This is a genomic window from Pedobacter suwonensis (assembly GCF_900111825.1).
Taxonomy (GTDB): Bacteria; Bacteroidota; Bacteroidia; order Sphingobacteriales; family Sphingobacteriaceae; genus Pedobacter; species Pedobacter suwonensis.
Genome location: NZ_FOJM01000002.1, coordinates 382,750 through 404,813, shown reverse-complemented (window position 1 = coordinate 404,813; position 22,064 = coordinate 382,750). Strand labels below are relative to the sequence as shown.

The following is a 22,064-nucleotide window of genomic DNA, read 5'->3' as shown; positions in this document are numbered from 1 at the left end:
TGTACGGCCAGGCGTTTTTCTACAAAATAGGTCTTACCTTTGGCGACAGCTCTGACTCACCTGACCGTTTTTTTAATTGGTGCTGAGCATTAACTTACCGGGCCTTATGCTCACGCTTTGGTCTTTCCTTGGTTAACATTTAAGTCTTCTCCCGATAATGATGATCATTCAATTAAATTTTGATGGGACATTATCTCAAATCCGGTTTATTCATATAGGATTTTTCCCGTAGGTTTTAAACAAATTTAGTCATCAAGACGATTTAATCAATTTAGTTTTTTTAAATATCACCGGTTCAGGCCATGGAGCACCGGGGAGCCTGGTATTGTATGCTGATAGGGGGCGGTCTGGGCTGTAGGATGATTCTGGGTGGATAAGGTGGTGGACTGGGATTTGCTGGAGTGGTGGCTTAGCAGGGTATGTGTTTATTTTTTGTTTGTGCAGTTCTTCCAGGGCCGGGTTTTTTGGAGGTCCACAGGTAAAAGCGTCAAGGGGGATATACGAAATGGATAGGAAGTTTTATTCAGGGGAAGGGATATCACAGCTTAACCAAACGGGATAAAAAGACCGGGAACAACGGGACTTCAGATATTCAAGTTTGGATAAGAAATCATCAGATAAGGTGCTGTTGTATAGTTTGGTTAAAAAATTCTCCACTACATCCACATCAGAAATAGCCATAGAATCAAAGAGCAGCATCCTTTGGAATGCTGTATTCGTATGTAAAATGCAGATATATTTTCCAACGATGTTTATACTTACTAAATCATCGGTGTATATAGATTTTCGTATTCCTATGTCATGGACATATTCTGCTCCAAAGTGCTTGATGTTTTTGCAAATCTTATCAGGATCTTGTGTGTAGCTTAGAAAGCGGTGATTGTTGTTGGCATCGATGTATAAAACGATTGGGTCCTGGTTCATGGAGGTTTGTTTTTTAAATTTAATAAACCCCTGAGGTAAAAACAATCTGTTTTTGTTTTTGCAGGATATCGCACATTCTGACCTGGCAATTAGCTAGACGATTCTTGGTTTGTGGCAGTAAGATTTGGGTGTTATTTGGTTGGTGTTAAGAAGAGGGGTGGGTAGTTGTTGGCTGTCCCCTAAAGGGCCGGGCCATCTGCTGTATCTTTTGTTCCAAAAGGATGCCGCGTCTGTCCCTGACAGGGAGTAAGTATTTATGATGGGATATTGCCAGGGATCTGCAGGGGACTTGACTCTTCCCGAATAATAAATCCTAACAATTGCTACCAGATATATAATAGATAGTTAACTCAAAAAAAAATAAATAAAAAGTACTTTGAATTACAAAGTAAATAACTAGTTTTGTTAAAAAAATCAGGATGATGACAGTTCAGGAAAATTTAAGTGAAAAAAAATGGTTTACCCATTTGCTGTTTAAAAGAATGCTTTTGGTAGGCGCAATCGGATTGGTGATGGTCGGCGTTTTTGTAATTGGAGCTGGAAAAGGTGATCCTGCATGGGGAATTACCTGGCGTATAAAACCGCTTTTACTCACGCCTTTGCTTGGTGCGTTTATCGGCTTGCTTTATGACTTAACTGAGCCACTTAGAAGAATAAAAGGTTGGATAGGTACGGTCTTTTTTGTTTTGAGCATTTTTGCTGTAATGGTTGGGTTGTGGATGGGTCTGATATTGGGTCTTAATGGTACGATGTGGGATTAGTACTTTTTGTTCATCCCAATCCGTTCGGTTTATCATAACGCATATGCAGGATTATCAACTGGCGGGCTGTGCCATTTGAGATAAATCATGAGAACTCCAAAAAGTCTCTTATTTCGCTTAAATTCGACGAAATATTTCTTGAACTATGATCTAAAAGCGGCTAAGACAACCAAAATAACCACTTTGCTCTGTAATCGAGCGTCAGTTTGAAGCGAAATGCGGCGTCACTTTGAAAACGGAACGACCGGCCATTTTCCCCGAAATACACAATTTAATTACACGATCTTTCAATTCGTCAATTTTTATCCAAGAATATCCAATACTATCAAAGTAAACATCTATCTCTGATAAATTCATATCTTCAATACTTTTGAGTTGGTTAATCACCTGAGATTTATAGGTATTTTTTCCCTATCACATGAAAACAATGATAAAAGTAGAATGAGAGGCAAAGCGTTTATAATTTTCATTTGTGTGCTAATTATCTTTCGTTTTTTGAGACATGCGCTTGCTGAAATTCAACAGAAATTAATGCAAAAACAGGCTCCTAATATGCAATAGGTCAGTTCCTGTATTGCCATAACCAGCAAATGCAATAATAATTTTATTTCAGATATTGAGCGTGATATATTAATCACCGTTCTTGTTTAGCGTTTCTTTGGCCAATAGATAAAAGCCAGAACAAGAACCAAAAGCCCCATTGAGCCGCTTATTTCCAGTAGATAATCTTTCATTTACTTAGATTTTGTTTTTCTGTTAACCCATCATAAATTTTAACGTATCTCTAGCAAGTTGCCCGGCTAATTCTCAACTACCCAATTTCCGAACAAAAACTGTTTCACCTTTCTCAACTTTTCAAATCATTTAGTCAAATCTGGCAGTTCTTTAGGCTTACTGGAAGTTTTTTCCTGGAAAATAATTTCGCAACCTGCTTTATTTAAACCATCTATTTGTAAATCCAAATTTTGGTCTTTTGTGATAACTCGTGCATAATTGTTATAAAAACGTTTGTCATATGAATATATGAAAGATAGATTGGTGATACAATTTATTGAGGCAATTATTTTGCTTTTTTCGCAAATATTTAACCTAGCACATAAATTCTCAATTGGGGACTGATTAAACGCGCTTGCACGCTTTCCAATCGAAACTGATAAAAAGGCCGTGAATTTCGGGCGCTCCTTTCTCTGCGAGCGCATAATGTCCTGGCTGCGCCAGAACACCCTCCGGGACTTATAGCTCTCCGTTCACTCTGCACCCGTTTTTCCGGACTTTCTTTTTTCCGTTTTTTCTTTTGAAAAGATTTTTTAGGAAAAGGGAAAGGAAACAAAAACAATGTAAAACTTAAAATTTTTAGATCATGGAAATTACCGGAAGATTAACAGGAGATGCAACGGTAAAGACGTTGAGCGGAGAACGGAAAGTGGTAAACTTTTCTATTGCTATCAATGACAGCTAAAACGCCAACCACCGGAAGTTTTTTCCGTTATCCCTGAAAACATGGAAGAAATAATAATGACCGGTTTTTTTAACTGCCCTGATTTTTTTCATAGGGTCATATCATTTCATAGAGATCCTGTAGCTCGTCAAAAGGTGCCTTATAGTAAAACTGTGCTTTCTCCAAAACCTTTCTGGCAGCAATATTAGATCTGTTGACTACGGCGCAAATGCTGGTGATGCCTTGTGAAAGCAAACTGTCAATTACCGGTGGCAGTATTTCGGTCATGATATAACAGCCTGTTGCTGCTGCGGCCAGATAAAACTCAATAAAAAACGGATAAGTTTCCATGCTGTAGTGTTGCCGGGCAACTTTTGGTGAGATCAGGTCGATCAGGCCAATAACTTTATCCTGCTTTTTATCGGTGATAAAGTGAAGGTAGTTTAACCCTGCATGGTAGTTCATGACCATGGTCTGTAGGAAAAGTTCTGCTTCCAGAATGTTATGTAGTCTTTTCTGTGGAATGTAGGTTAAGGTTTGCTCATCAGACAAGATTGCAAAGATGTCAGTGGCTAGCTTTTCAAATTTTTCGAGTTCTTCCGGCCTGAAGGGATGGATTAGCAGGTTTTCTGTTTCGTAGTGCAGTGGTTCGTTCATGGGCGCGGCTAAAATAGCAAAACAAAATGGGGATGAAGGGGGCTGTTTTCATTTGGTCCTTTATTTATTTGGGGAATTGTTGGTAATGTTAATCAATGACCAGGCTCGCTTCATGTAATGGTGGGAAGGATGAAGTTAGGGCCACATAAAGGTGTTTATCGTTGAAAGCTATTAGGCAATCGTTAACCATACAGTAATGCCGTGGGACACGGGAAGTGTGGCATTGTTGGTTAAGTGTATTGTTATTTTTTTTGACGTGCTGCTAAGTTTTTTGCTTTGCTGGATGTTTATAAGCAGGTAAAGAAATATGATTACTACCCATTGTATGAGCTCGAATTTGATTCGAATGCCTGTAGTTACGAAATTTTAGTCAATGATGGTAACCAAATTGAAGACAATAGGAAACCATCTTTCCGCGGTGTTCCCTGAAAAGATGGCCTGCCAGTTTATGGATACGTAGTTGGGAATCCCTATTCATCTGTATTGATGGTCTCGCGAAGTTCCAGGGTAGCATCCGTTCCAAAATCCGGACAGTCTTTTACCAGTAGTGTTGCCTGCTCCAGGGAAGGTGATCCACATTGGGAAACTGGGGCGGTATATGCTGATCTGAATATGATATTTGGGCGCCGGTACCTATCGGACCAGGCTAACCTTGTACTGGAAGAAATAGCAAATGGCTGTGCAACTATTAGTCAGCCTGGAGGGTTGACCTGTTTAAATCATTCCCTGGTGATGAGTTTTTGCATTTTCATCAGGATGATCCGGTGTACAATGTTTTAGCGCTAAGGGATAGGAATTCCATTTTCCATGCTCACCAGGCAGTTCGTGGATCATGCTCAAACCGGTTTGATTGATCTTGACTGGTTAAATTGGCGGGGCAAGATCCTTGGCAGGTTTGTATTCATGTATTTTTTCGTATAATCTGTTGTTTTTTATACAGGAGTATACCCTTGCAGCAATTTTCAATCGGATTGCATTGAGTACTGACATCTTATGTTTTCCCTCTATATCCGTTTTACGGTGATAGTATGCTTTAATATCCGGGATAAACTTTTTGGCCAGAACGGCAGAATTATGTAGCAGGGCTTTCATTTTTTTATTGGCAATCTTTGATACCCGGGTTTTCTTGCGGATGGTGGTTCCTGATTTATAAGGGAAGGGCGCTATTCCTGCGTAGGATGCGAACTGTCTGATGGCTCTTATGTTTTTGAATTTGTTGGATACCATAGGTAATTCCATGATGTAAATACCGTATCGTTAAGATAAATGTGTTCTGGTTGGCCATGGGAATTAAGTACCTGACGCTGGCTGGCCATCACACCGAATTTCTCATGGCTGCTTATTCCGCTACCAATCATATAATCCATCATGTCAGGTTGTATAACCAATCTAGCTCCCTGATCCACCAGATCACCCGGTGAGCGTTAATAAATTTCCACATCGAAACCACTTTTAAATAATTCTATTCCTGCAAACAAGCCGCCAATTGAGCCACCGATAATAATAACTTTCATGTTAGTTCTGATTTTTAAGATGATTGGGGGCAGGTTTAGTTGTGACAACATTTATGATCGTAATGATCGCAAGCGCCACCATAAAACCGGCTGCCAATGACCAGCCGCCTAGTTGATAAAATTGAATAGCAATGAACGAACCAAGCGCACCACCGATAAAATAACTTGTCATGTAAACGGTGTTTATTCTGCTGTTAGCCTTCTGATCCAATGTATAGATAACCGCAATATTTGTAACTTGAGTGGCTTGGACGCCAATATCCAACAGGATTACCGTTATCCATATCGCTGGAATCGTTTCTGGAAAGAATTTAAGCACCAGGATACTGAGCAGTGTCAGGGATGTGGAGAAGATTAGCGACCTGGTGTGCGATCCCTTATCTGCCAACTTTCCGAAAACAGGCGCAATTAATGCACCGGCTGCAGCCAGCAGGCCAAATAACCCAATGGTTGAAGCCGAATAGTGGAATGGTTTACCGCTTAAATATAAGGTAAGTGTTACCCAAAATGCGCTTAGGGTCCCAAAAGCCAGCATTCCGGTTAACGCAGTTTTTCTTAGTAAAGAAAACCGGCCTAATTGGTGGATAGTGGATTTCAATAGCCCTACATAGGTTCCGGTAAACTTTTCAGTTGTTGAGGGGAAATCCCGTTGCATCAGTATTGCGGTAACAAATACCATTACGGATGAAATAATATATACATATTGCCATCCGAGCCAACCGGTTATGGAGCCACTAAATACCCTTGCGATTAAAATCCCCACCAAAATACCTGTAAAAATCTGCCCTACAACTTTACCTCGGTTCTCAGAAACCAGACTGGCAGCCATTGGCAGGATCACCTGCGCAACAACAGCGAAAACGCCTGTGAAAAAACTCCCGGCGTAGAGTACCCAGATGTTTGGCGAGAAAGCGGTAAGTAACAGGGAGAAAATAAGCCCTGCCTGAAGATAGCATATAAGTTTTTTTCGATCGATCATATCCCCGACCGGGGTGAGCAGAAATAAACCAATTCCATAACCAATTTGAGATAACACCGAAATATTGCCAGCTTTTTCTATACTAATCTGAAATTGCGTAGCCATTGCATGTAAAATCGGCTGACTGTAATAAACATTGGCCACTGCAACACCTGCAGTTGTCGCCATAATTAGTACTTGTGTTTTTGTGAGTTGTCCCATTTTTGTATCGTTTTAATCAATGTTTGTCCCTGAAGGAGACGATACAAATTTGCCAAAGATGGCTTAAAGGGAACGATGAACTGGTTTAGGAATTTTGCACGAACCAGTTCAATTGAATTTCTTGAACTAGATTAACTTTTTTGCGTTAACCCTCCTTTTTCTAAGCTTGGACAAATATTCTGTTGTCATTCCCAGATAAGATGCTAACGCATATTGCGGTACCCTGTTTACGATGTCGGGATATTTTTCCAGCATAAACTCGAAACGCTGCTCAGCAGTTTTTGTCAGATTAAGAATGACCCGCCTGGCCATATGGGCAGCTGTATGCTCGGCTAATATCCGAAAGATGGTTTCATAGGTGTGACTTGCTTTTTTTAGCATGCGTTCCGCATCAAAACTAATTTGCAGTACCAGACTATCCTCCAAAGCCATAACGAACATAGATGCTGGTTGCTGAAAAATATAGCTGTTGTAATCTGTAATCCACCAATTATCGATTGCAAACTGGATCGTATGCTCCTCTCCGCCGTCACCAATGACATAGGCGCGGAAACTCCCTTCGATAACAAAAAATCTGTATTTAGCCACGAATTCCGGTTGAACGATAAACTGACGTTTTTTCACACGGACAAAACTGAAACTTGCACAAAATTCTTCCGCTTCGTCAGCAGATAAGTTTTGGCGTTTGCAGATGTGGTCTTTTAGTTTACTATAATCAAACATGGATTCGTTTAAATTTTAACAATAAATAGTGTCAGAAATAGTGAATTAGGAATAAAACTTATAGTAGTAACCTGTTTGATGATGCAACCCGAAGACATTCTTTAATGGATCAAATAAATAACACCATCAAAATACAGCGATTATTTAAAAAAGCTTGAGTCAATAACTTTAACTTGAGGTAGGCCAATTTCAAGTTTTTCCAATTGCTTTTTGTCAATGACAGAATCTGATATATCTAAAACCCTTAGATCTTTAAACTTAGCAAGATCTGAAATTATTTTTTCGAGATTGGAGTTTTTAGGTATTGAAAACTTCAGTTTTTCTAAATTCTCCAGCTTCATCATATTACAGTCAAGATCCGAAATGAATAACCCAACCATATAAAATTCTTTTAAATTTTTACAATCACCTATCCATTTGGGTATTTCTACTTTAATGCCATTCTTTGGCATATTCTCGCCTTTTATAACTGGAAAAACTAATGTCGACTCGTTAAAAACATAAATTTTTTCAATCTGATCAGCGTTTTCAAAATCAGTTATAGAAACAAATTTTGAGTAATTGATCATCAAATCTTTTTGATCAGCTTGGCCTGCTGCAGAATTCATAATACTCAGATAAATAGTTAGTAAAGTTAATATATTTCTTATCATAAATTTTTTATTCTACCAAGAATGTCCCAGTACGCTTTGTTAGCGTCAGACCACAAATTCTTCTCAATTCTCAGATATATTTTTTGCTCGTTCTTAGAATTTTTAATGTTGTAAACTTCATTTAGCCTGGAAATAACTTGTTGATTGTACGAAGAGTTTATAAGCTTTTTCCAAGCATCAAAATCCATTACTAATACGCCTGCATCAATACCTGAGATGTTGGCTCTATGAACTGTTTGGTTAATGCCAAGTAAAAATGTCTGGTATAATGTCGACTCAGAATTTCTATTCGCACTATTCGTCTTAATTTCATAGGCAATACGCCCCTTTTCTAAAGTTGTGCTATGATTGGGATCTGGGTACTCCATTTTCTTACTTAATGGGTTGCCATAAATATCAGTGTAATTAACCTGTAATCCATAATAACTCCCTCCGACAGCAGGCAAGAAGTGCTCTTGTAGAGCATCTATATGTGTTGTATTGATATAGTAACCAATGTACATGTTTCCGCCGGGACTGGTTGGATATTCGGTAGTAACCCTTTGGGCAAATATTCCTTCTCCAATCGCCCCGATGCCTTTTGCATAAGCATCTGAACCTGATAATCCTTTACTATTCAAATGCATGTGTTTTACTGAAGTGTTATTTGCACCTATTAGTGCTCGGTATATCCATTCATTATAGTTTGCTATCGCTATCGAGACTGGATGTGTTTCTGGATAAGTATCTGTCTGTAATCCATTGGTTGTATGAACGCCAAAACCATTTGATGAGAAAGTTGTGGTTAAATTAGAGGGAATAACAAGGTTTAAAGAAGAATTGTAATCTTCATTTTCACCAACAGCATCATCACTACTATTTAAAAAATTTCTAAATTCTTGGTTAAAACGGCTGTCATCTCCACTTAAATAGATAATTGCCCAATTAATAAAATCGATATCACTTTGAGTTCGGTTAACTATCTTTTCTGTATAGGTAACAAATGCATCTGCTATTTCTTTATGGCTATTTATATAGGAGATATTAGCATCTCCGGTTAGCCAGCCCTCGTTTACCAGATATTGAGCAGAGAGATTATTGAAATTAACATTTGGTCCATGTGGCTGGTCGTCAATCGGACCTTCACCATAATCGATCGGAGATGGTTCAAAGTTATTCGGATCATTAGGATTATAACTGCCCGGATTACCACCCCCACCGCCATTGTAACCGATAGCATAACTTTCATATATAGGTAGGCCAGCTCCGGTATAAAGCATTACAAGTGGACGGGGAGGAATCGTTACCGGGTTGCCTGGCGTAGTTGGTGTTCCACTTCCTGTGAGCCAGCTAAAATCAATATCAAGTCGCCATTCGCTATCAAACGAGTCGTTATATGCATCATAAGTATAATATTGGTAAGTTGATAAACCAAACGCACTTCCAGCCCATCCTATAAACTCGCCAAGTTTATCAATCAACCAGCCAAAGAAACCACTTACCTGTTTATTTTTTATTGATGTAAGCGACTGTAGTTTGTTCTTCTTCACTATGCTTTGTAGATTGCTAGGTGATGAAGCGCCTACTTTCATAGCATAAAAGTCCTTCACTATACTCTTTTCCAGCTGCTGAACTAAAACAGTATCACCCTCAAGATTCCATTCTAATAGCTTTCCAGTCCATATTCCATTTTCTCCTGCATCACTGTTCTTGCTCTTCGGAATAAAATTAAGGAGGAATGAATTAATCCTACCGCTAGGGCCATCCTGTATCAAGAACAATTCTGGTGGGTGCGCAGGATTGTAATTAACATTGTCGCTGTTTCCTGTTGCAGCAGCCTTATTGGAAATCCCTGCTGAAATGCCGTTACTGCTCAACGAATTGTTCTTAAGGTTAGGCAAGTTACCTAGCTTTGTGATCTTATCTACATTAAGTGTTGGTATGCGGACAACATTTTTTCCATCCACGATTCCCTGTTTTGCCTTTTTCCAGTCAAGTGCTACAAGTTGTGCATATTTGCTGGTCTCAAACCATTTTATAATTGCTGTATGCTGAATAAGCTGTCCATTTTTAATTTCAGGTTCGGGTAGGTAGCCCCTGTCTTTTCGACAGGCTTGTGCTAGCAATAAGCACATAAGGATTAGGCAGGCAAAAATTCTGCCTTTAAAGAGTGTTAATTTTTCCATTGTTAATTTAAATATCCTAAGTTGAGAGGATCGATTGCCAAACATACAGGGATGAATGAATTCAATAAAGCGGAATATTTAAATTTTAGACAAGACCATAAAGCGCCTCTGTTTGGGCTGCTTGAAAGCATATTTTAAATATAATAATTACACATCTAGCTATATTGATCTACAGTGCCAACGGAAAAATTAGTTAAAAAAAGTCTTTTTGTGATCTATGGTATAACTAACTTCATCATCAACCTGTAGTGTTCTTAAATCAAGGTCTCCTGCTTCAGAAATATATTCCATTAAATTTTCGGCAGGCAGTTTACTCGCTGTGAATTTGAAAGCCCTGAAAATGTAACGTTTCTTGGTGAAGAAACAGGCGGCAGTAAAAATGTAAGGACGGCTTTGACGCTAAAAGCCTTAGCTTACCTGAGAGAGTCAGCTGTTGCTCCGTTATGGAACGCTTACCGCTTTTTTTTGGTGACATTAGCAGTATTGACGGCATAGGTGTGATGCCGGATGTTCTGATTACTTACCAGGTTGAAGATTTTTTTGGCAGCTAAAGATCTGGAATTGGATTGGGTGTTGAAGGATATGGAGAAAAACATCGGTGGGGGGATAAGTTAAGGTGATTAGCTAGGGAACTGATGGGGTGCATGCTGACCTGATATAGTAGTTGTGGCATGTACGTATCGGATCATGTTAAAGCTGTATTGGAAGAAGTAGGAATTTGGCTTGGTGTTATGATCTTAAGGAGTCGTCTAAAAATAATCTTCTATATGATCAATAGCTTTAGGCGTGCAGTGATGCGTGGTGATTTACGGTCTAAAACCAACTAATTGTGGGTAAATGTAGATTGATATTTTTTTTTGGGGGCGTGCCCAAAGAAGGGTCGCGTCTTCCGCTGTATCTCCCTGCGGGAGGATGCCGCTGCAACCGCTCACGCGCTTTTCGGCAACATTAAAACACCTTCTCGCAAGCCTGTGATATTGAGTTTAATCGTTGCCTGGATGGATGCATACCCATTCAACAATCAAGTTCCGTATAAATTAGTATTGCCTTTTGAAGAGAAATTGGAGTTCTTATTCAATTCTGACAAATTTAAGGTTCATTTCTGGCATGCAAAGGAATTTCCGGCATAAACCCGCCTGTAGCCTTTGCCCGCCTGCCCATTTATTCCGTTCCTCCTTTTGCTTTGGCAGAAGCTGAACCTTGCTGACCGCCATAATTAAATCAGAAAAATTATGGAAAATTTAAGTTTTAAAGTGGCAGAGATCGAGATCAGTTACCGTCCGGCATTTAAATTGGCAGAGTTGCCAAAGGTTACTTCTTCCAGGGAAGCTTACAAGGTTCTAATCGAACGGTGGGATGAAGGTAGGATGGAACTTTTGGAAGAATTCAAGGTGATTTTGCTCAATACAAAGGGCAGGGTATTGGGTGTGGTGAATATTTCCCAGGGAGGTTTTTCGGGAACCGTTGCCGATCCCAGGGTGATTTTTGCGGTGGCGCTGAAGGCTTGTGCAAGCTCGATGATCCTGGCACATAACCATCCAAGCGGGGAACTCTCTCCGAGTGATGCAGATCTGACTTTAACAAAGCGCTTGAAGTCCGGAGGAGATATATTAGGGATTGAAGTGCATGACCATTTGATAGTCTCAAGATATGGATTTTATAGTTTTTTAGAAGAGGGGAGGATGTAGAGTCTGCTAATATTATGGACAGATGCGATCATTTGCGACCCCTGTTCTCCGGAAATATTTTTACCTATTGTGGGGGATTAGGACTGTGTTAAAAACATTTTCACTGTTTTACAGTGCTTTAGGTTTTTGTGTTTGCAAATGCCGTTTATGAAAATATATTTGCGCTATGACTGTAACCGTTTTAGCAATTCTGGAGACTGATTTTGTGCCGCAAAAGTCCTTGGCGAAGGTAATGAACGATAGATTGCAACGCGCAGCGAAAGAACTTGAAAAGGTGCATTTGAAACCATTGTCGGGTCAGGGTTTCTCTCCGGATGACCTGGTGATTTATATCAGTTATAATTCCAAGTATAAAATCCGTTATTGTATTGTAAACGATGTTCCAGCTGATATCCAGTATTTTGTAGCGGAACTTTGTGGCCGCTTGGGCTATATACTCTGGAAAAGGGTTGTGGTTGAAGTTGCGGACTTCGATAAACACCTGGAATGTTAACCTTCCCTTACCTCACGCTGATTGTCTAAATTGTCAAGTCCTGCAGGATATCATGTACCTTTCAAGCTGTATTACCGCTTCACATGAATCATCAGGAAATCGCTGGGAAATTAAGTTGGAGGCACAGCAGAAGAAGGGTTTTGATAGTATTGGCGTTGCGATGCTGCCCAGTGCGGAGTATAGACGGTTAACGGTTGACAGCAATATTGCCTATATCAAACTACGCCATTTTAATATTGGGCCAGAGTATCCGGGTTATCAGGATATTTTTGCAGATATACAAAAGCGTAAGTTAAAGACGCTGGTCATCGATTTGAGGGGTAATCCGGGCGGGAATTTAGTTTGGCTGGCGAGGTTTTATAGTCACATGATTGATTCGCCTAAATATTTCTACAGGCTGCCTGAAGAAATAAAAAAGCAAAAGCAGCTGTATAATAATCAAAAAATGCGGGTTTGGGTGGATAAAATGTCAAAATCAGCCTTCGAGTTGATCACGCCCCATCCATTTACATTTAAGGGTAAAATATATGTATTGATTGACGGTGGTACTTTTTCGGTAGGCAGTTTACTCGCTGCGAATTTAAAAGCCCTGAAAAATGTAACATTTGTTGGTGAAGAAACAGGTGGCAGTAAAAATGTATGGACGGCTTTAACGCTCAAAAGCCTTAGCCTGCCTACGAGTCAGCTGTTGCTCCGTTATGGAACGCTTCCCGCTTTTTTTGGTGACATTACCAATATTGATGGGAGGGGTGTGATGCCGGATGTTCCGGTTGCTTACGGGGTGGATGATTATCTGGCCGGTAAAGATTTGGAATTGGATTTGGTGTTGAAGGATATTAAGATGAATATTAAGGGGGGATAGGTTAAAAGGTGGTTTGCTTTGGGAAGATGATAAGATGCAGGCTGATTTGAATATGATGTTTGCGGACGATAGGTACTGGATCAGGTTAAAGCTTTATTGGAAGAAATAGCAATTTGAATTAACTTTATCTAGAGGATCATCTAAAATAGATCTTCTATTTCATTAATCTTAAAGCGTGCATTGATGTGCAAATGGACTTACGGTCCAGAACTAAGTTAATTGTGGGTAACATAGGTTGATATTATTTTCTTTTCTGGGCGTGCCCCTGAAGGGTCGCGTCTTCCGCTGTATCTCCCTGCGGGAGGATGCCGCTGCAACCGCTCACGCTCTGAGGGTGATTCTTTTATTTTGGTTGAGATTTATGGCGGAATGGATGACGGGTAAGTATCCTTATACAGAAGAAATAGAAGAAATCGCGGATCACTCAATTAAGAAATAGGACTTCGCATATATTCAAAGCCATTATTGTTCGCAATGGTAAGCAACGGTTGTATATTCTCTAAAAACCTTCCCCTTAAATCTATTTCAGGCAATTGCTTCGCATCCGCATTAGGGAACAGGCTCAGGTAAGCTTCCATCATGGGCTCCTTGGGGTAGTTTACGGTCATCACTTTTATAGCTGTTTTTTGCAGTAGGTAATACACTTTATAATAATCCCCCATTCTGGGTAATTTGTTATTCTTCCGGCTACTTGATGATGCATCAGCAGGGTGGCGGTTCCGGATCAGATCATGCGATACAAAGGCATAGGGGATAAAATGGTCAACGGCAAAGTTACCATGACCTGCTGCCAGTTATATAACTTTCGGTCTGCGCCGCTGGGTTTAAAACAGGTGCGGCTTCATTTCTTCGTTTTGAGAGTTTAATAAAATACGGGATCAGGTATTTCCGGAAACCAATCGTCAGCTGTGTCTTCGATGATTGTTGACACAAACAGGCTTATTCTACACACCAAATGCGTTTTGATTGTAGTATTTTAGTTACATTCCCGTGCTATCTTTGTGGGCTTCTATTAACTTGACGTGAATGCATGATGCCGGATATATTGAACTGTTACATTATCGACGATGAATTCCATTCTATAGAAAATCTTTCCATGCACATTATGAGGTGTCCAAACCTGTGCCTGATTGGAACAAATATTAACCCTATAGAGGCTTTGAACGAGATCCGGCGGGGTCCCAAACCTGATGTGCTTTTTTTGGATATCAATATGCCTATGCTTTCTGGCTTGGAGATAGCTGAACTGGTGGATGAGGATATCGATATTATATTTATTACTGCTTATGTAAGTTACGCGGTTGATGCATTTGAAAAAGCTGCCCTTGATTTTCTGCTGAAACCCATTTCATTTGAAAGGTTTGAAAAGAGTGTCCAAAGGTTACGGAAAAACATGGGATCGGTAACTCACCCTGATACCAATAAATCGATCTATATTAATACCGGGGTTAAGGGAAAATTTGCTCAGGTTAGACTCAGTGATATTATTTTTATTGAGGCAGTAGGGCATTATGTGCTTATCCAGACTTACGATGAAATATTCAAGACCCATCTTGGTATTAAGGATATCGGTAAAGATCTTTCATCCCAGGTTTTTTCACGTGTGCATAAATCCTTTATCATAAATTTGAATGCAATCAAATCAATTTCCGGTTCCCAGATAAAACTAGAGGGGGATTTTAGGGTACCTATTGGTGATGTCTATAGAGTAGGGCTGATGGAAAGGTTAAATGGTAGAAATACACAACGTATCAATCATTGAAGGTAAGGAAAGTTATGCGAAATAATTAAAACCTAGCCCCATCTTTATAGCGCAATAACAGTTTGAATTGGGAAAATAAAAATTTGCACCTCTTTTATCTTGCGGGAAATGAATCGCGAACAAGTTAATGTCAAACTTATTGACAGCAATATCGCCTGTATTAAACTGCGTGAGCATAGCTAAATGGAGTAACGTTATTCCGGGCAAATATGAGACGAGTGATCGATTTTGCGTTTGAAAAAGTGTGCTAATGCTCTATCGGATTTGTTGGTGAGGTCTATGATGTTTTTTTTGCATTTGCTGCAATGGTGTTTGCCTTCTTGCTGTTCTATGTCGCTCGATCGCTGTGTGCATGGCATAGTCAGGATCAATTGCAGGTTTTTCCTGGGCTTTGTTTGGTTTAGGATGCGGAATGGTAGGGATTCTACTAGGGGAGCTGTTTTTTATTCGCCCGTGCTTTTAAGATATTTTTAGTTTTTTTATTTGGGCGTGCCCCTGAAGGGCCGCGTCTTCCACTGTATCTCCCTGCGGGAGGATGCCGCTGCAACCGCTCACGCGTTTTGTTTAAAGATTGCTAACTGTTGAGTTTAGCGATCGTTTGGCATCTCATTTATGTTTCAGCACGAAGCAGTTCCATGATCCATCCTATGGCTTCGATCTGAAAACGGTGTTGAATAATTACAATATGAAAGACCTAGCGCATCCCGAGCAAGGAGAAAAACAGGAGAATTGTTAGAAACGGTAACCGGCCAATGATCTACTGTTAAGGATGGCCAGGTGGTGAAGTTCCGCATTGAGGCCGTGCCGCGTTTACCTCTCGATTCGATGATCCTCCGGATGAAACCGGATCCGTTAAAAAGACGCGATGAAGCGTTAAAATCCTATCTGATGGATTCAAGATCACGCCAGGTATCGATTTTACCTCTGGGGCTTTAATTTGACCTGCCTTTGAAATTTTATTGGAACTGCATGGTGAAAAAATCCTGATTTACAGATCTGTGCGTACAGCTTGGAGCGAAACAGGCGTTCAGTGTGGAGCGTAACAAGGTGTCAGCATAAATGCGAAATGCGCGTACACTTTTGCCGAAATGCTCAGCCCGGCCGAAGGCAACGGCCTAATGAATAAAAATAATATCTTTCAGAAGATCGCTAAATTTGCAAAGATCTAAAAATTATCAGACAATGTTATCAGAAAAATTAAAAGTGGACTTCGCATCAATGCGGGTAGAAATATTGGACTTAAATGTGCTTGCTTACTTCTATGTAAGAAAACTTAACCGTTTAGCACATATAATTAAAACAACTACCCGCGAATACCTTTTGGAAGAGTTTACGGCACTTCGGTATATGGAGAACGGCATTATTTTGCACCTGACCAATCTTGACGACGACAGTAGCAACTTTTCATTTCGTACAGCCAGTGCGGCCTTTAAGCGAAGTACTAGAGACCAAAAAGCACAAACGCAAATACACGAAACACTAAAAACTTTCCGAAAAAACCTTAATGATGTGAAAGTCGCGCACCGCAATAAAAGAATAGCCCACCTCAACTATGAAAAAGATTTAAGGTTTGATGAGTTCCTTGATTTTGAAAAGGTACTTTTACCGCTTATCAATGAAGCAAACACCATCGCTGACGAGTTTTGGGGAGAAAAAATAAATGCAAAGTTTCGACTTGGATCACTTGAAGGACATATTGATTTCAGAAGAACCCCAGATGACCTGAAAGTTGACGTTAACAAGTTTGACGGTTTTTTCTAAGTACATAAGTTTAGCTGAATTATGGCCTGATCAGCAAAGTTACTTTAAGCGAATCGGTTGACCATTCTGAAATATCCTTTTCCAAGCCTCGTGGATTTTTGATACGGTTTTCGGGATCATATACGAAGCAGATCATTTCCTTACAATTTGGATGTGAACTGTAATGCGCTGCGTCGAGAATTAATTGCTGGCCAACTTCCCTATCGGTCAATCGCTCCCTTGTTTTTTTCACTTCGATAACTATTTTTTCTTCTTTCAAAAGGAAATCCATTCTTGTGGAACTTCCCGCATAAGAAGGCGTATATTCTTCAGCCCGCACATCCTTGAAGTGTAGTTTTAAAAGTGCGTGAAGCAGATCCTGCACATCATATTCATCAATGATCTCGATTGTAGGTCGCTGATTGTACCTATGCTTTAACTGGTTATAGAAGCTATGGAAATTATCAAGAAGGTTGTTGATGGCGTGGGTTGAAAATGCCGACAATTCCGGACTTTCGACATTCTCCTGTTTCAGTTCGATCTGGCGGATCAGCCGGTTGGCCAACGTAAAAAATTCCTTCACCGAAAATGCCTGGCTGGTGATCGCCAATAGATCGGCGGCAACAGTAAGATGTGGTGGTACATCCAGTGGCCTGTTTAGCTTGGAATAGTCCCTGACGATATAGGTCTTCGGCTTGACAAGGCTAATAAAATCATTGATATGGATTCCCCATTCGTATTGCGCTATCTTCTCTAAAACTTCCACTTCAGGAGCAAAGTCGTCTATATTGCGCACGCCCGAAAGTTCGGTTACGATATGCTCCTTGAATTCCTTAAACTTGTCCAGTAACTTCCAAACTTCCTTTTCAAGTGCTTTCAGATCTACACCCTTTTCATCAATAATTTTTTGATAAAAATGATTGGCATCCAGTACCAATGCCTTGTATTCATCGCGTTCATATCGGTAGTAATTATAGTCTTGTTGTGCCCATGCGCCTATCCATTCGTCCTCAAACGACTTTACATAATCGGAAATATCATTAAGCAGCAGGTGAATTTCCGACAATCTATTGCCCGCTTCACTTTTAAGATTTTCTAAGCCCGTTTTTAACCCTGATAAGATATTTCGTTTGATAACCATTTCAATTTTTATACAACCTTAAAAGTAAGGAATACGAACGACTATCAGGCAGCGTTTTTTATTCTTCCCAACAGACTATTCAATTTTGGAAAATCCCAGGTCATCCCAGGATTTTATTTTTATTTTCTCTATATCCTCCGTATCGTACAGCATTGGCATTTCCTTGGTATATGGCAACGACTTGTGTATTTCCTTGATCAAGGATTTTGCAGAAGTGATAAGGTTAAATATTCTGGGCTGAAGCAACCGATAATCAAGTCGATCCTCCATTTTTAAATTTTTGGGTAATACGCTTCGGGTATGGATGACATCATTTCTGATTTCCTCCAATTTGCAAAATGTTGAATAAGATTTGAACTGGCCAGGATCTTTCATCTTCAAAGCTTTTGGCAAAATCTGGCGTAGCTTTTGGGTGGTAGACTTCCAGCGTTGGATTTCCTTAAAATCCCAGAGCCTGTCTCCATCTTTAGTACGTTCTGTATAGGAGTAGTCAATAGGGGTCAATGCATTGCAAAGGCACTCTACAGCGGTATAGGCCATGATGATACTAATTTTGATATGCTCGAAATAATCATATAGTCTTGATGTGTCCTGATCCGAAAGATCATACGTTTCCCTCGTTGAAATCTTTGGTTCAATCAAGGTCTTATATATCGCCTTCGCCAAATCCAGTTCCCGCACCGAAGCATTCAAATACATGGCAGTAGAATTGGGGTTATCAAATTTGACATTGGACTTTCCGAGTTTCAACCGTACAATTTCCTGCATAGAAACATCTTCGTTCATATCCTGAACTTCGTAAATCACCAGTTTGACTTTTCTTTTATCCGAGATGTGATGCATTTTTCCTTCCATATTATCGGGCGGTAATCTGTAAACTATACTACAAAACGATATGCAATATACGATTCCGCGACCAATGTCGAATCATCTGCAGTTTCTGCGAGACTGCTAATTATTTTGGTATATTTGTTTGATAAATGCTAAATCACATGGATTACCGGTTGGAACTATTGGACGAAAATACTTTTGAAAGCTTAGCGGTTGCCATCTGCGTTAAATTATTCGGAATCGGAACGATCATGTTCGCAGCGGGAAAAGACGGAGGACGTGACGGAAAATTTGTTGGTACCGCAATCCGTTATCCATCAGAAGCCGCTCCATGGTCAGGGAAGTTCATTATTCAAGCAAAACACACTATGAATCCAATCGCCTCGTGTGCGGACAGTGATTTTGAGCGGCTTATCAGGAATGAAGAAATCCCCAAGATAAAGCGACTGAGAGATGCGGGGGATATTGAACATTATTTGATATTTACAAACCGTAAATATTCCGGTGTTTCTGGTGAAAACTTGGTGAAACAAATTCAACAAGAAACAGGCGTTGAGAATGTTATTATAATAGGGAAGGAGACGATCAATAATATTTATCTTAATCCAAGCCGCGATCTTATTAAGCAGTTCGGGCTGGATAAGCATCACATCCCTTTTGACTTTTCAGATCAAGAGATCAAAGAGATCATTCTGACTTTTAAAAAGCAGTTGCCACAGTTAAAAGTTGATGTTACTGTAAAGGCAAATCAGGTTAAGTACGATTTTGACCATCTCGAAAAAGACGAGAAAAACAGGAAAAACAGCCTTGGTGCTGAATATTACCAAAATGTGATCCTGGCAGAATCATTGATGGAGTTTGACAAATTACAAATGTTTTTAGATGCGGATGAAAATTCTGAGCTCAAAGACTATTATTTTGACATAGCCGCTGAACTCAATCAAATGATCATCTTGCAGCGGGATAATTTCGGTAGTTTTGAGGAAATCTTCATTTATATCTACCAGCGTATCTGTGACGGCAGTTCAGATCTAAAGGGCGCAAAAAGACATGTTATGACATTTTTGCATTATATTTATATGGAGTGTTTAATAGGAATTAAATCATGATAAAGCCGGACCGTCATACTAATCCTGATTATTCAGTAATCAATATCAGCGCGTATATACTTCGCCAGTTAAAGGCGCAGTATATTATAGGATATGATCAATTGCTGGAAAAAGTGGTTAAAGGTATGGGAGAAAAATCAAGGGAAAACTATCCTTACGCACTCAACTTTCTTTATCTGTTAGGAAAGCTTCAATACAAAGAAGCGAACGATACGTTTATTTATAATGAAGCTCAGTAAATTATATAGCAACAGTGAAACCTTCAAAAATATCGCGTTCAACTTAAAGGGATTGAATGTGGTTTATGCTGATGTGCGAACAGAGCTAGACGACCATAAAAATTCGCATGATCTTGGTAAAACCAAGCTATCGGAACTAATTGATTATTTACTACTAAGGGATGCAGACGGCAAGCGGAACTTTCTGCTCAAGATCAGAGACAGTCAGGGCGTTTCAATTTTTCAGCACCATGTATTTTATCTGGAAATCCTGTTAAATGATGGAAGGTTCCTAACAATCAAACGCGCTGTCAATAACAATACTAAGATAAGCCTGGCTATCAATTTACAGCAATCTGTTGAATTTGTGGAACTTGATGAATGGGACCACGAAGACGTTCCAATAAATAAAGCCCGGAATATTGTAGGTGACCTGTTAAATTTTGACTTTTTTAATAAGAAGAACTATAGTTTTCGCAAGGCGCTGAATTACAGCCTGCGAACTCCACCTGATGACTACAAAGATGTTTATCAGCTGAACAAATTTGCCAACGGCAAACATTCCTACTGGAAACCATTCATATTCGACCTTTTGGGATTTGACGGAAGTTTACTTGCAAAAAAATATGCAAACGATGAACAGCGCGATGAAATTGCCAAATTCATAGAGCAGTTAAAGGCGGAATTTTCAATCAAAATCGAGGACAGGGATGACTTAGTTGCCCAGATGCAACTAATTGAGAACAACGCATCGGAAATTGAAGAAAAAATAGACAAGTTCAATTTTTATGTCCAGGATAAGGAGCTGATCGAAAAAGGCATTGAGGAGATAGAGCAGTCCATCAGTTCAAATAATGCACTCGCCTATAGTCTGAACTATGACATCGACCGTCTGGAAAAATCGATTGCGAACAATTTCGCGTTTAACCTGAATAAAGTCGAAAAAGTGTTTGAAGAATCGGAACTGTACTTTCCAGATCAGCTGAAACATGATTATACCGCACTGATCGAGTTTAACAAAAAACTGACTGCCGAACGAAACAAGCTTATACGCAATACGATCCGAAAGAAGAAAACTGAACTGGAGTTGGTCAATAAAGACTTGGCAGATCAAAACGCAAAAAAAGAATCGCTCTTAAGTTTTATCCAGGACACCGACACTTTCAAACGCTTTAAACAGTTCCAAAAGGATTTGGTTAAGATCGAAACACAACTTTTCACGCTGCGGGAAAAGATAAGTTATATTGATACAATTATTGCCAAAGAAAAAGAAAGTCAAGACCTGCTTGATGAAATACAAGAGACTGTAGATAAGTTAAAGCTTCTTTATCAAAATACCCAGAACAATAAACGCTATTCTGATATCCGGACAAAATTTGCAAATTATTACAAACGCATTATGGATGAAGATGCGCGAATATCCTGGAATATCAATACAAATGACAACGTTGATTTTCCTACGCCTAAAGTCCATGAAAAAGTAGGCGACCATCGTGTAACCGCAAAAGACGAAGGAAATACTTATAAAAAATTATTATGTGTCGCATTTGATCTGGCGGTGCTCACCAGTTACAGCGACCAGTCGTACTATCGATTTGTCTATCACGATGACGTGCTTTCACAACAGGACCCAGGAGTTAAGCATCGCCTGCTTGCTTTAATTCATGATCTTGTTATAAAGTTTGATCTACAGTATATTTTATCCGTAATCAAATCAGACCTGCCGATTGATGATAGCGATAACTTTATATTTTTTACTGACCAGGAAGTAGTTCTGCGTTTAAATGATGGGGGGCCGGAGGGCACCTTGTTCGGCTTTGAGTTTTAAAAGGAATAACTAAGTGAGTAAAATAATGTATTTCAATTTACCAGGGTAAACAAAGAATAATCCTAAAGGAAATGAAGATTATGTAGACGGTGAATTTGTAATTGTACAGATTTCGGAGATCAGATAGAACATGCATGAAAAAATCTCCCGATAGATATTCAAATGTCTTGACCTGGTGGTCATTCAAATTACTTCATCGCTGTGTTCGAAGCATCAATTCACTAATAGGGCCAGAATCTGAGGCTATTCCAATATGAATGTTGTCTATAATGCGATTTATTGTACTTGATTTTTTTGGCTACAAGCTAATTTTCGAACTTAGATGGATAGTCTCACCTCGGATAATTTATTTGCTATATTTGATAAATTTCATCCAA

Annotated in this window: 19 protein-coding genes; 9 read left to right on the top strand and 10 right to left on the bottom strand. The window is 39.5% G+C overall.

What is annotated here, in order from left to right:
• Positions 1 to 519: 519 nt before the first annotated feature.
• The gene (locus BM107_RS04200; RefSeq protein ID WP_090980597.1) at positions 520 to 924 is read right to left on the bottom strand and encodes a hypothetical protein; all 405 of its coding nucleotides are present in this window, start codon (positions 922 to 924) and stop codon (positions 520 to 522) included.
• 419 nt (positions 925 to 1,343) lie between these two features.
• Between BM107_RS04200 and BM107_RS04195 the strand changes: the two genes are divergently transcribed.
• The gene (locus BM107_RS04195) at positions 1,344 to 1,685 is read left to right on the top strand and encodes a potassium transporter KefB (RefSeq protein WP_139222271.1); all 342 of its coding nucleotides are present in this window, start codon (positions 1,344 to 1,346) and stop codon (positions 1,683 to 1,685) included.
• Between the two features lie 1,555 nt (positions 1,686 to 3,240).
• Here BM107_RS04195 and BM107_RS04185 read toward each other — a convergent pair.
• The 6 genes from BM107_RS04185 to BM107_RS04160 all read right to left on the bottom strand — a co-directional run bounded on the left by BM107_RS04185 (position 3,241) and on the right by BM107_RS04160 (position 10,015).
• Positions 3,241 to 3,780, bottom strand: coding sequence for a GNAT family N-acetyltransferase (locus tag BM107_RS04185; protein ID WP_090980590.1), 540 nt, complete (start codon positions 3,778 to 3,780; stop codon positions 3,241 to 3,243).
• A gap of 864 nt (positions 3,781 to 4,644) precedes the next feature.
• Complete coding sequence (locus BM107_RS04180; protein WP_090980588.1) at positions 4,645 to 5,019, bottom strand: transposase; 375 nt, start codon at positions 5,017 to 5,019, stop codon at positions 4,645 to 4,647.
• A gap of 276 nt (positions 5,020 to 5,295) precedes the next feature.
• Positions 5,296 to 6,474, bottom strand: a complete 1,179-nt coding sequence (locus BM107_RS04175) for an MFS transporter (protein ID WP_090980586.1) — start codon at positions 6,472 to 6,474, stop codon at positions 5,296 to 5,298.
• Between the two features lie 126 nt (positions 6,475 to 6,600).
• Positions 6,601 to 7,197: a Crp/Fnr family transcriptional regulator gene (locus BM107_RS04170; protein ID WP_090980584.1), complete on the bottom strand. Its 597-nt coding sequence runs from the start codon at positions 7,195 to 7,197 to the stop codon at positions 6,601 to 6,603.
• 140 nt (positions 7,198 to 7,337) lie between these two features.
• Positions 7,338 to 7,805, bottom strand: coding sequence for a hypothetical protein (locus tag BM107_RS04165; protein ID WP_090980582.1), 468 nt, complete (start codon positions 7,803 to 7,805; stop codon positions 7,338 to 7,340).
• Positions 7,806 to 7,846: 41 nt separating this feature from the next.
• On the bottom strand, positions 7,847 to 10,015 hold the full coding sequence (locus tag BM107_RS04160; RefSeq protein WP_090980580.1) for a hypothetical protein: 2,169 nt from the start codon (positions 10,013 to 10,015) through the stop codon (positions 7,847 to 7,849).
• A 1,232-nt stretch (positions 10,016 to 11,247) separates the two neighbouring features.
• Here BM107_RS04160 and BM107_RS04155 point away from each other — a divergent pair.
• The 3 genes from BM107_RS04155 to BM107_RS04145 all read left to right on the top strand — a co-directional run bounded on the left by BM107_RS04155 (position 11,248) and on the right by BM107_RS04145 (position 13,058).
• The gene (locus BM107_RS04155; RefSeq protein ID WP_090980578.1) at positions 11,248 to 11,703 is read left to right on the top strand and encodes a JAB domain-containing protein; all 456 of its coding nucleotides are present in this window, start codon (positions 11,248 to 11,250) and stop codon (positions 11,701 to 11,703) included.
• 166 nt (positions 11,704 to 11,869) lie between these two features.
• Entirely contained in the window at positions 11,870 to 12,196 is a 327-nt protein-coding gene (locus BM107_RS04150; protein WP_090980576.1) for a hypothetical protein, read from the top strand.
• Positions 12,197 to 12,248: 52 nt separating this feature from the next.
• Positions 12,249 to 13,058 carry a S41 family peptidase gene (locus BM107_RS04145; RefSeq protein ID WP_090980574.1) on the top strand — a complete coding sequence of 270 codons (810 nt, stop codon included), beginning with the start codon at positions 12,249 to 12,251 and terminating at the stop codon, positions 13,056 to 13,058.
• A gap of 428 nt (positions 13,059 to 13,486) precedes the next feature.
• Here BM107_RS04145 and BM107_RS04135 read toward each other — a convergent pair whose 3' ends face one another.
• Positions 13,487 to 13,720: a hypothetical protein gene (locus BM107_RS04135; protein ID WP_090980569.1), complete on the bottom strand. Its 234-nt coding sequence runs from the start codon at positions 13,718 to 13,720 to the stop codon at positions 13,487 to 13,489.
• Between the two features lie 368 nt (positions 13,721 to 14,088).
• Here BM107_RS04135 and BM107_RS04130 point away from each other — a divergent pair, with 368 nt between their 5' ends.
• Together BM107_RS04130 and BM107_RS04125 are read left to right on the top strand one after the other, a co-directional pair.
• Positions 14,089 to 14,820 (top strand): LytR/AlgR family response regulator transcription factor, encoded by a 732-nt coding sequence (locus BM107_RS04130; RefSeq protein ID WP_090980567.1) that lies wholly within the window; start codon positions 14,089 to 14,091, stop codon positions 14,818 to 14,820.
• A 1,182-nt stretch (positions 14,821 to 16,002) separates the two neighbouring features.
• Positions 16,003 to 16,581, top strand: a complete 579-nt coding sequence (locus BM107_RS04125) for a hypothetical protein (RefSeq protein WP_090980565.1) — start codon at positions 16,003 to 16,005, stop codon at positions 16,579 to 16,581.
• A gap of 19 nt (positions 16,582 to 16,600) precedes the next feature.
• On the opposite strand, the gene BM107_RS24910 is transcribed toward BM107_RS04125, so the two are convergent.
• Positions 16,601 to 17,701: a PD-(D/E)XK nuclease domain-containing protein gene (locus BM107_RS24910; protein ID WP_208864328.1), complete on the bottom strand. Its 1,101-nt coding sequence runs from the start codon at positions 17,699 to 17,701 to the stop codon at positions 16,601 to 16,603.
• A gap of 75 nt (positions 17,702 to 17,776) precedes the next feature.
• Positions 17,777 to 18,556: a hypothetical protein gene (locus BM107_RS04115; protein ID WP_090980563.1), complete on the bottom strand. Its 780-nt coding sequence runs from the start codon at positions 18,554 to 18,556 to the stop codon at positions 17,777 to 17,779.
• A 137-nt stretch (positions 18,557 to 18,693) separates the two neighbouring features.
• Between BM107_RS04115 and BM107_RS04110 the strand changes: the two genes are divergently transcribed.
• The 3 genes from BM107_RS04110 to BM107_RS04100 are packed head-to-tail and all read left to right on the top strand — an operon-like array spanning position 18,694 to position 21,687.
• On the top strand, positions 18,694 to 19,641 hold the full coding sequence (locus tag BM107_RS04110; RefSeq protein WP_090980561.1) for an ABC-three component system protein: 948 nt from the start codon (positions 18,694 to 18,696) through the stop codon (positions 19,639 to 19,641).
• The gene (locus tag BM107_RS04105) at positions 19,638 to 19,880 is read left to right on the top strand and encodes an ABC-three component system middle component 8 (protein WP_090980559.1); all 243 of its coding nucleotides are present in this window, start codon (positions 19,638 to 19,640) and stop codon (positions 19,878 to 19,880) included. The genes BM107_RS04110 and BM107_RS04105 overlap by 4 nt, the downstream gene beginning before the upstream one ends.
• Positions 19,867 to 21,687 carry a DUF2326 domain-containing protein gene (locus BM107_RS04100; RefSeq protein ID WP_090980557.1) on the top strand — a complete coding sequence of 607 codons (1,821 nt, stop codon included), beginning with the start codon at positions 19,867 to 19,869 and terminating at the stop codon, positions 21,685 to 21,687. Before BM107_RS04105 ends, BM107_RS04100 begins: the two co-directional genes overlap by 14 nt.
• The last annotated feature ends 377 nt before the right edge of the window (positions 21,688 to 22,064 follow it).

What these genes read in the sequence shown, in the direction of transcription:
- BM107_RS04170 (WP_090980584.1), bottom strand. Translation starts at nt 7,197, where the DNA reads ATGTTTGATTATAGTAAACTAAAAGACCACATCTGCAAACGCCAAAAC.
- BM107_RS04155 (WP_090980578.1), top strand. Translation starts at nt 11,248, where the DNA reads ATGGAAAATTTAAGTTTTAAAGTGGCAGAGATCGAGATCAGTTACCGT.
- BM107_RS04160 (WP_090980580.1), bottom strand. Translation starts at nt 10,015, where the DNA reads ATGGAAAAATTAACACTCTTTAAAGGCAGAATTTTTGCCTGCCTAATC.
- BM107_RS04195 (WP_139222271.1), top strand. Translation starts at nt 1,344, where the DNA reads ATGATGACAGTTCAGGAAAATTTAAGTGAAAAAAAATGGTTTACCCAT.
- BM107_RS04115 (WP_090980563.1), bottom strand. Translation starts at nt 18,556, where the DNA reads ATGGAAGGAAAAATGCATCACATCTCGGATAAAAGAAAAGTCAAACTG.
- BM107_RS04100 (WP_090980557.1), top strand. Translation starts at nt 19,867, where the DNA reads ATGAAGCTCAGTAAATTATATAGCAACAGTGAAACCTTCAAAAATATC.
- BM107_RS04200 (WP_090980597.1), bottom strand. Translation starts at nt 924, where the DNA reads ATGAACCAGGACCCAATCGTTTTATACATCGATGCCAACAACAATCAC.
- BM107_RS04145 (WP_090980574.1), top strand. Translation starts at nt 12,249, where the DNA reads ATGTACCTTTCAAGCTGTATTACCGCTTCACATGAATCATCAGGAAAT.
- BM107_RS04130 (WP_090980567.1), top strand. Translation starts at nt 14,089, where the DNA reads ATGATGCCGGATATATTGAACTGTTACATTATCGACGATGAATTCCAT.
- BM107_RS04150 (WP_090980576.1), top strand. Translation starts at nt 11,870, where the DNA reads ATGACTGTAACCGTTTTAGCAATTCTGGAGACTGATTTTGTGCCGCAA.
- BM107_RS04135 (WP_090980569.1), bottom strand. Translation starts at nt 13,720, where the DNA reads ATGGGGGATTATTATAAAGTGTATTACCTACTGCAAAAAACAGCTATA.
- BM107_RS04180 (WP_090980588.1), bottom strand. Translation starts at nt 5,019, where the DNA reads ATGGAATTACCTATGGTATCCAACAAATTCAAAAACATAAGAGCCATC.
- BM107_RS04165 (WP_090980582.1), bottom strand. Translation starts at nt 7,805, where the DNA reads ATGAATTCTGCAGCAGGCCAAGCTGATCAAAAAGATTTGATGATCAAT.
- BM107_RS04185 (WP_090980590.1), bottom strand. Translation starts at nt 3,780, where the DNA reads ATGAACGAACCACTGCACTACGAAACAGAAAACCTGCTAATCCATCCC.
- BM107_RS04175 (WP_090980586.1), bottom strand. Translation starts at nt 6,474, where the DNA reads ATGGGACAACTCACAAAAACACAAGTACTAATTATGGCGACAACTGCA.
- BM107_RS04105 (WP_090980559.1), top strand. Translation starts at nt 19,638, where the DNA reads ATGATAAAGCCGGACCGTCATACTAATCCTGATTATTCAGTAATCAAT.
- BM107_RS04110 (WP_090980561.1), top strand. Translation starts at nt 18,694, where the DNA reads ATGGATTACCGGTTGGAACTATTGGACGAAAATACTTTTGAAAGCTTA.
- BM107_RS04125 (WP_090980565.1), top strand. Translation starts at nt 16,003, where the DNA reads ATGTTATCAGAAAAATTAAAAGTGGACTTCGCATCAATGCGGGTAGAA.
- BM107_RS24910 (WP_208864328.1), bottom strand. Translation starts at nt 17,701, where the DNA reads ATGGTTATCAAACGAAATATCTTATCAGGGTTAAAAACGGGCTTAGAA.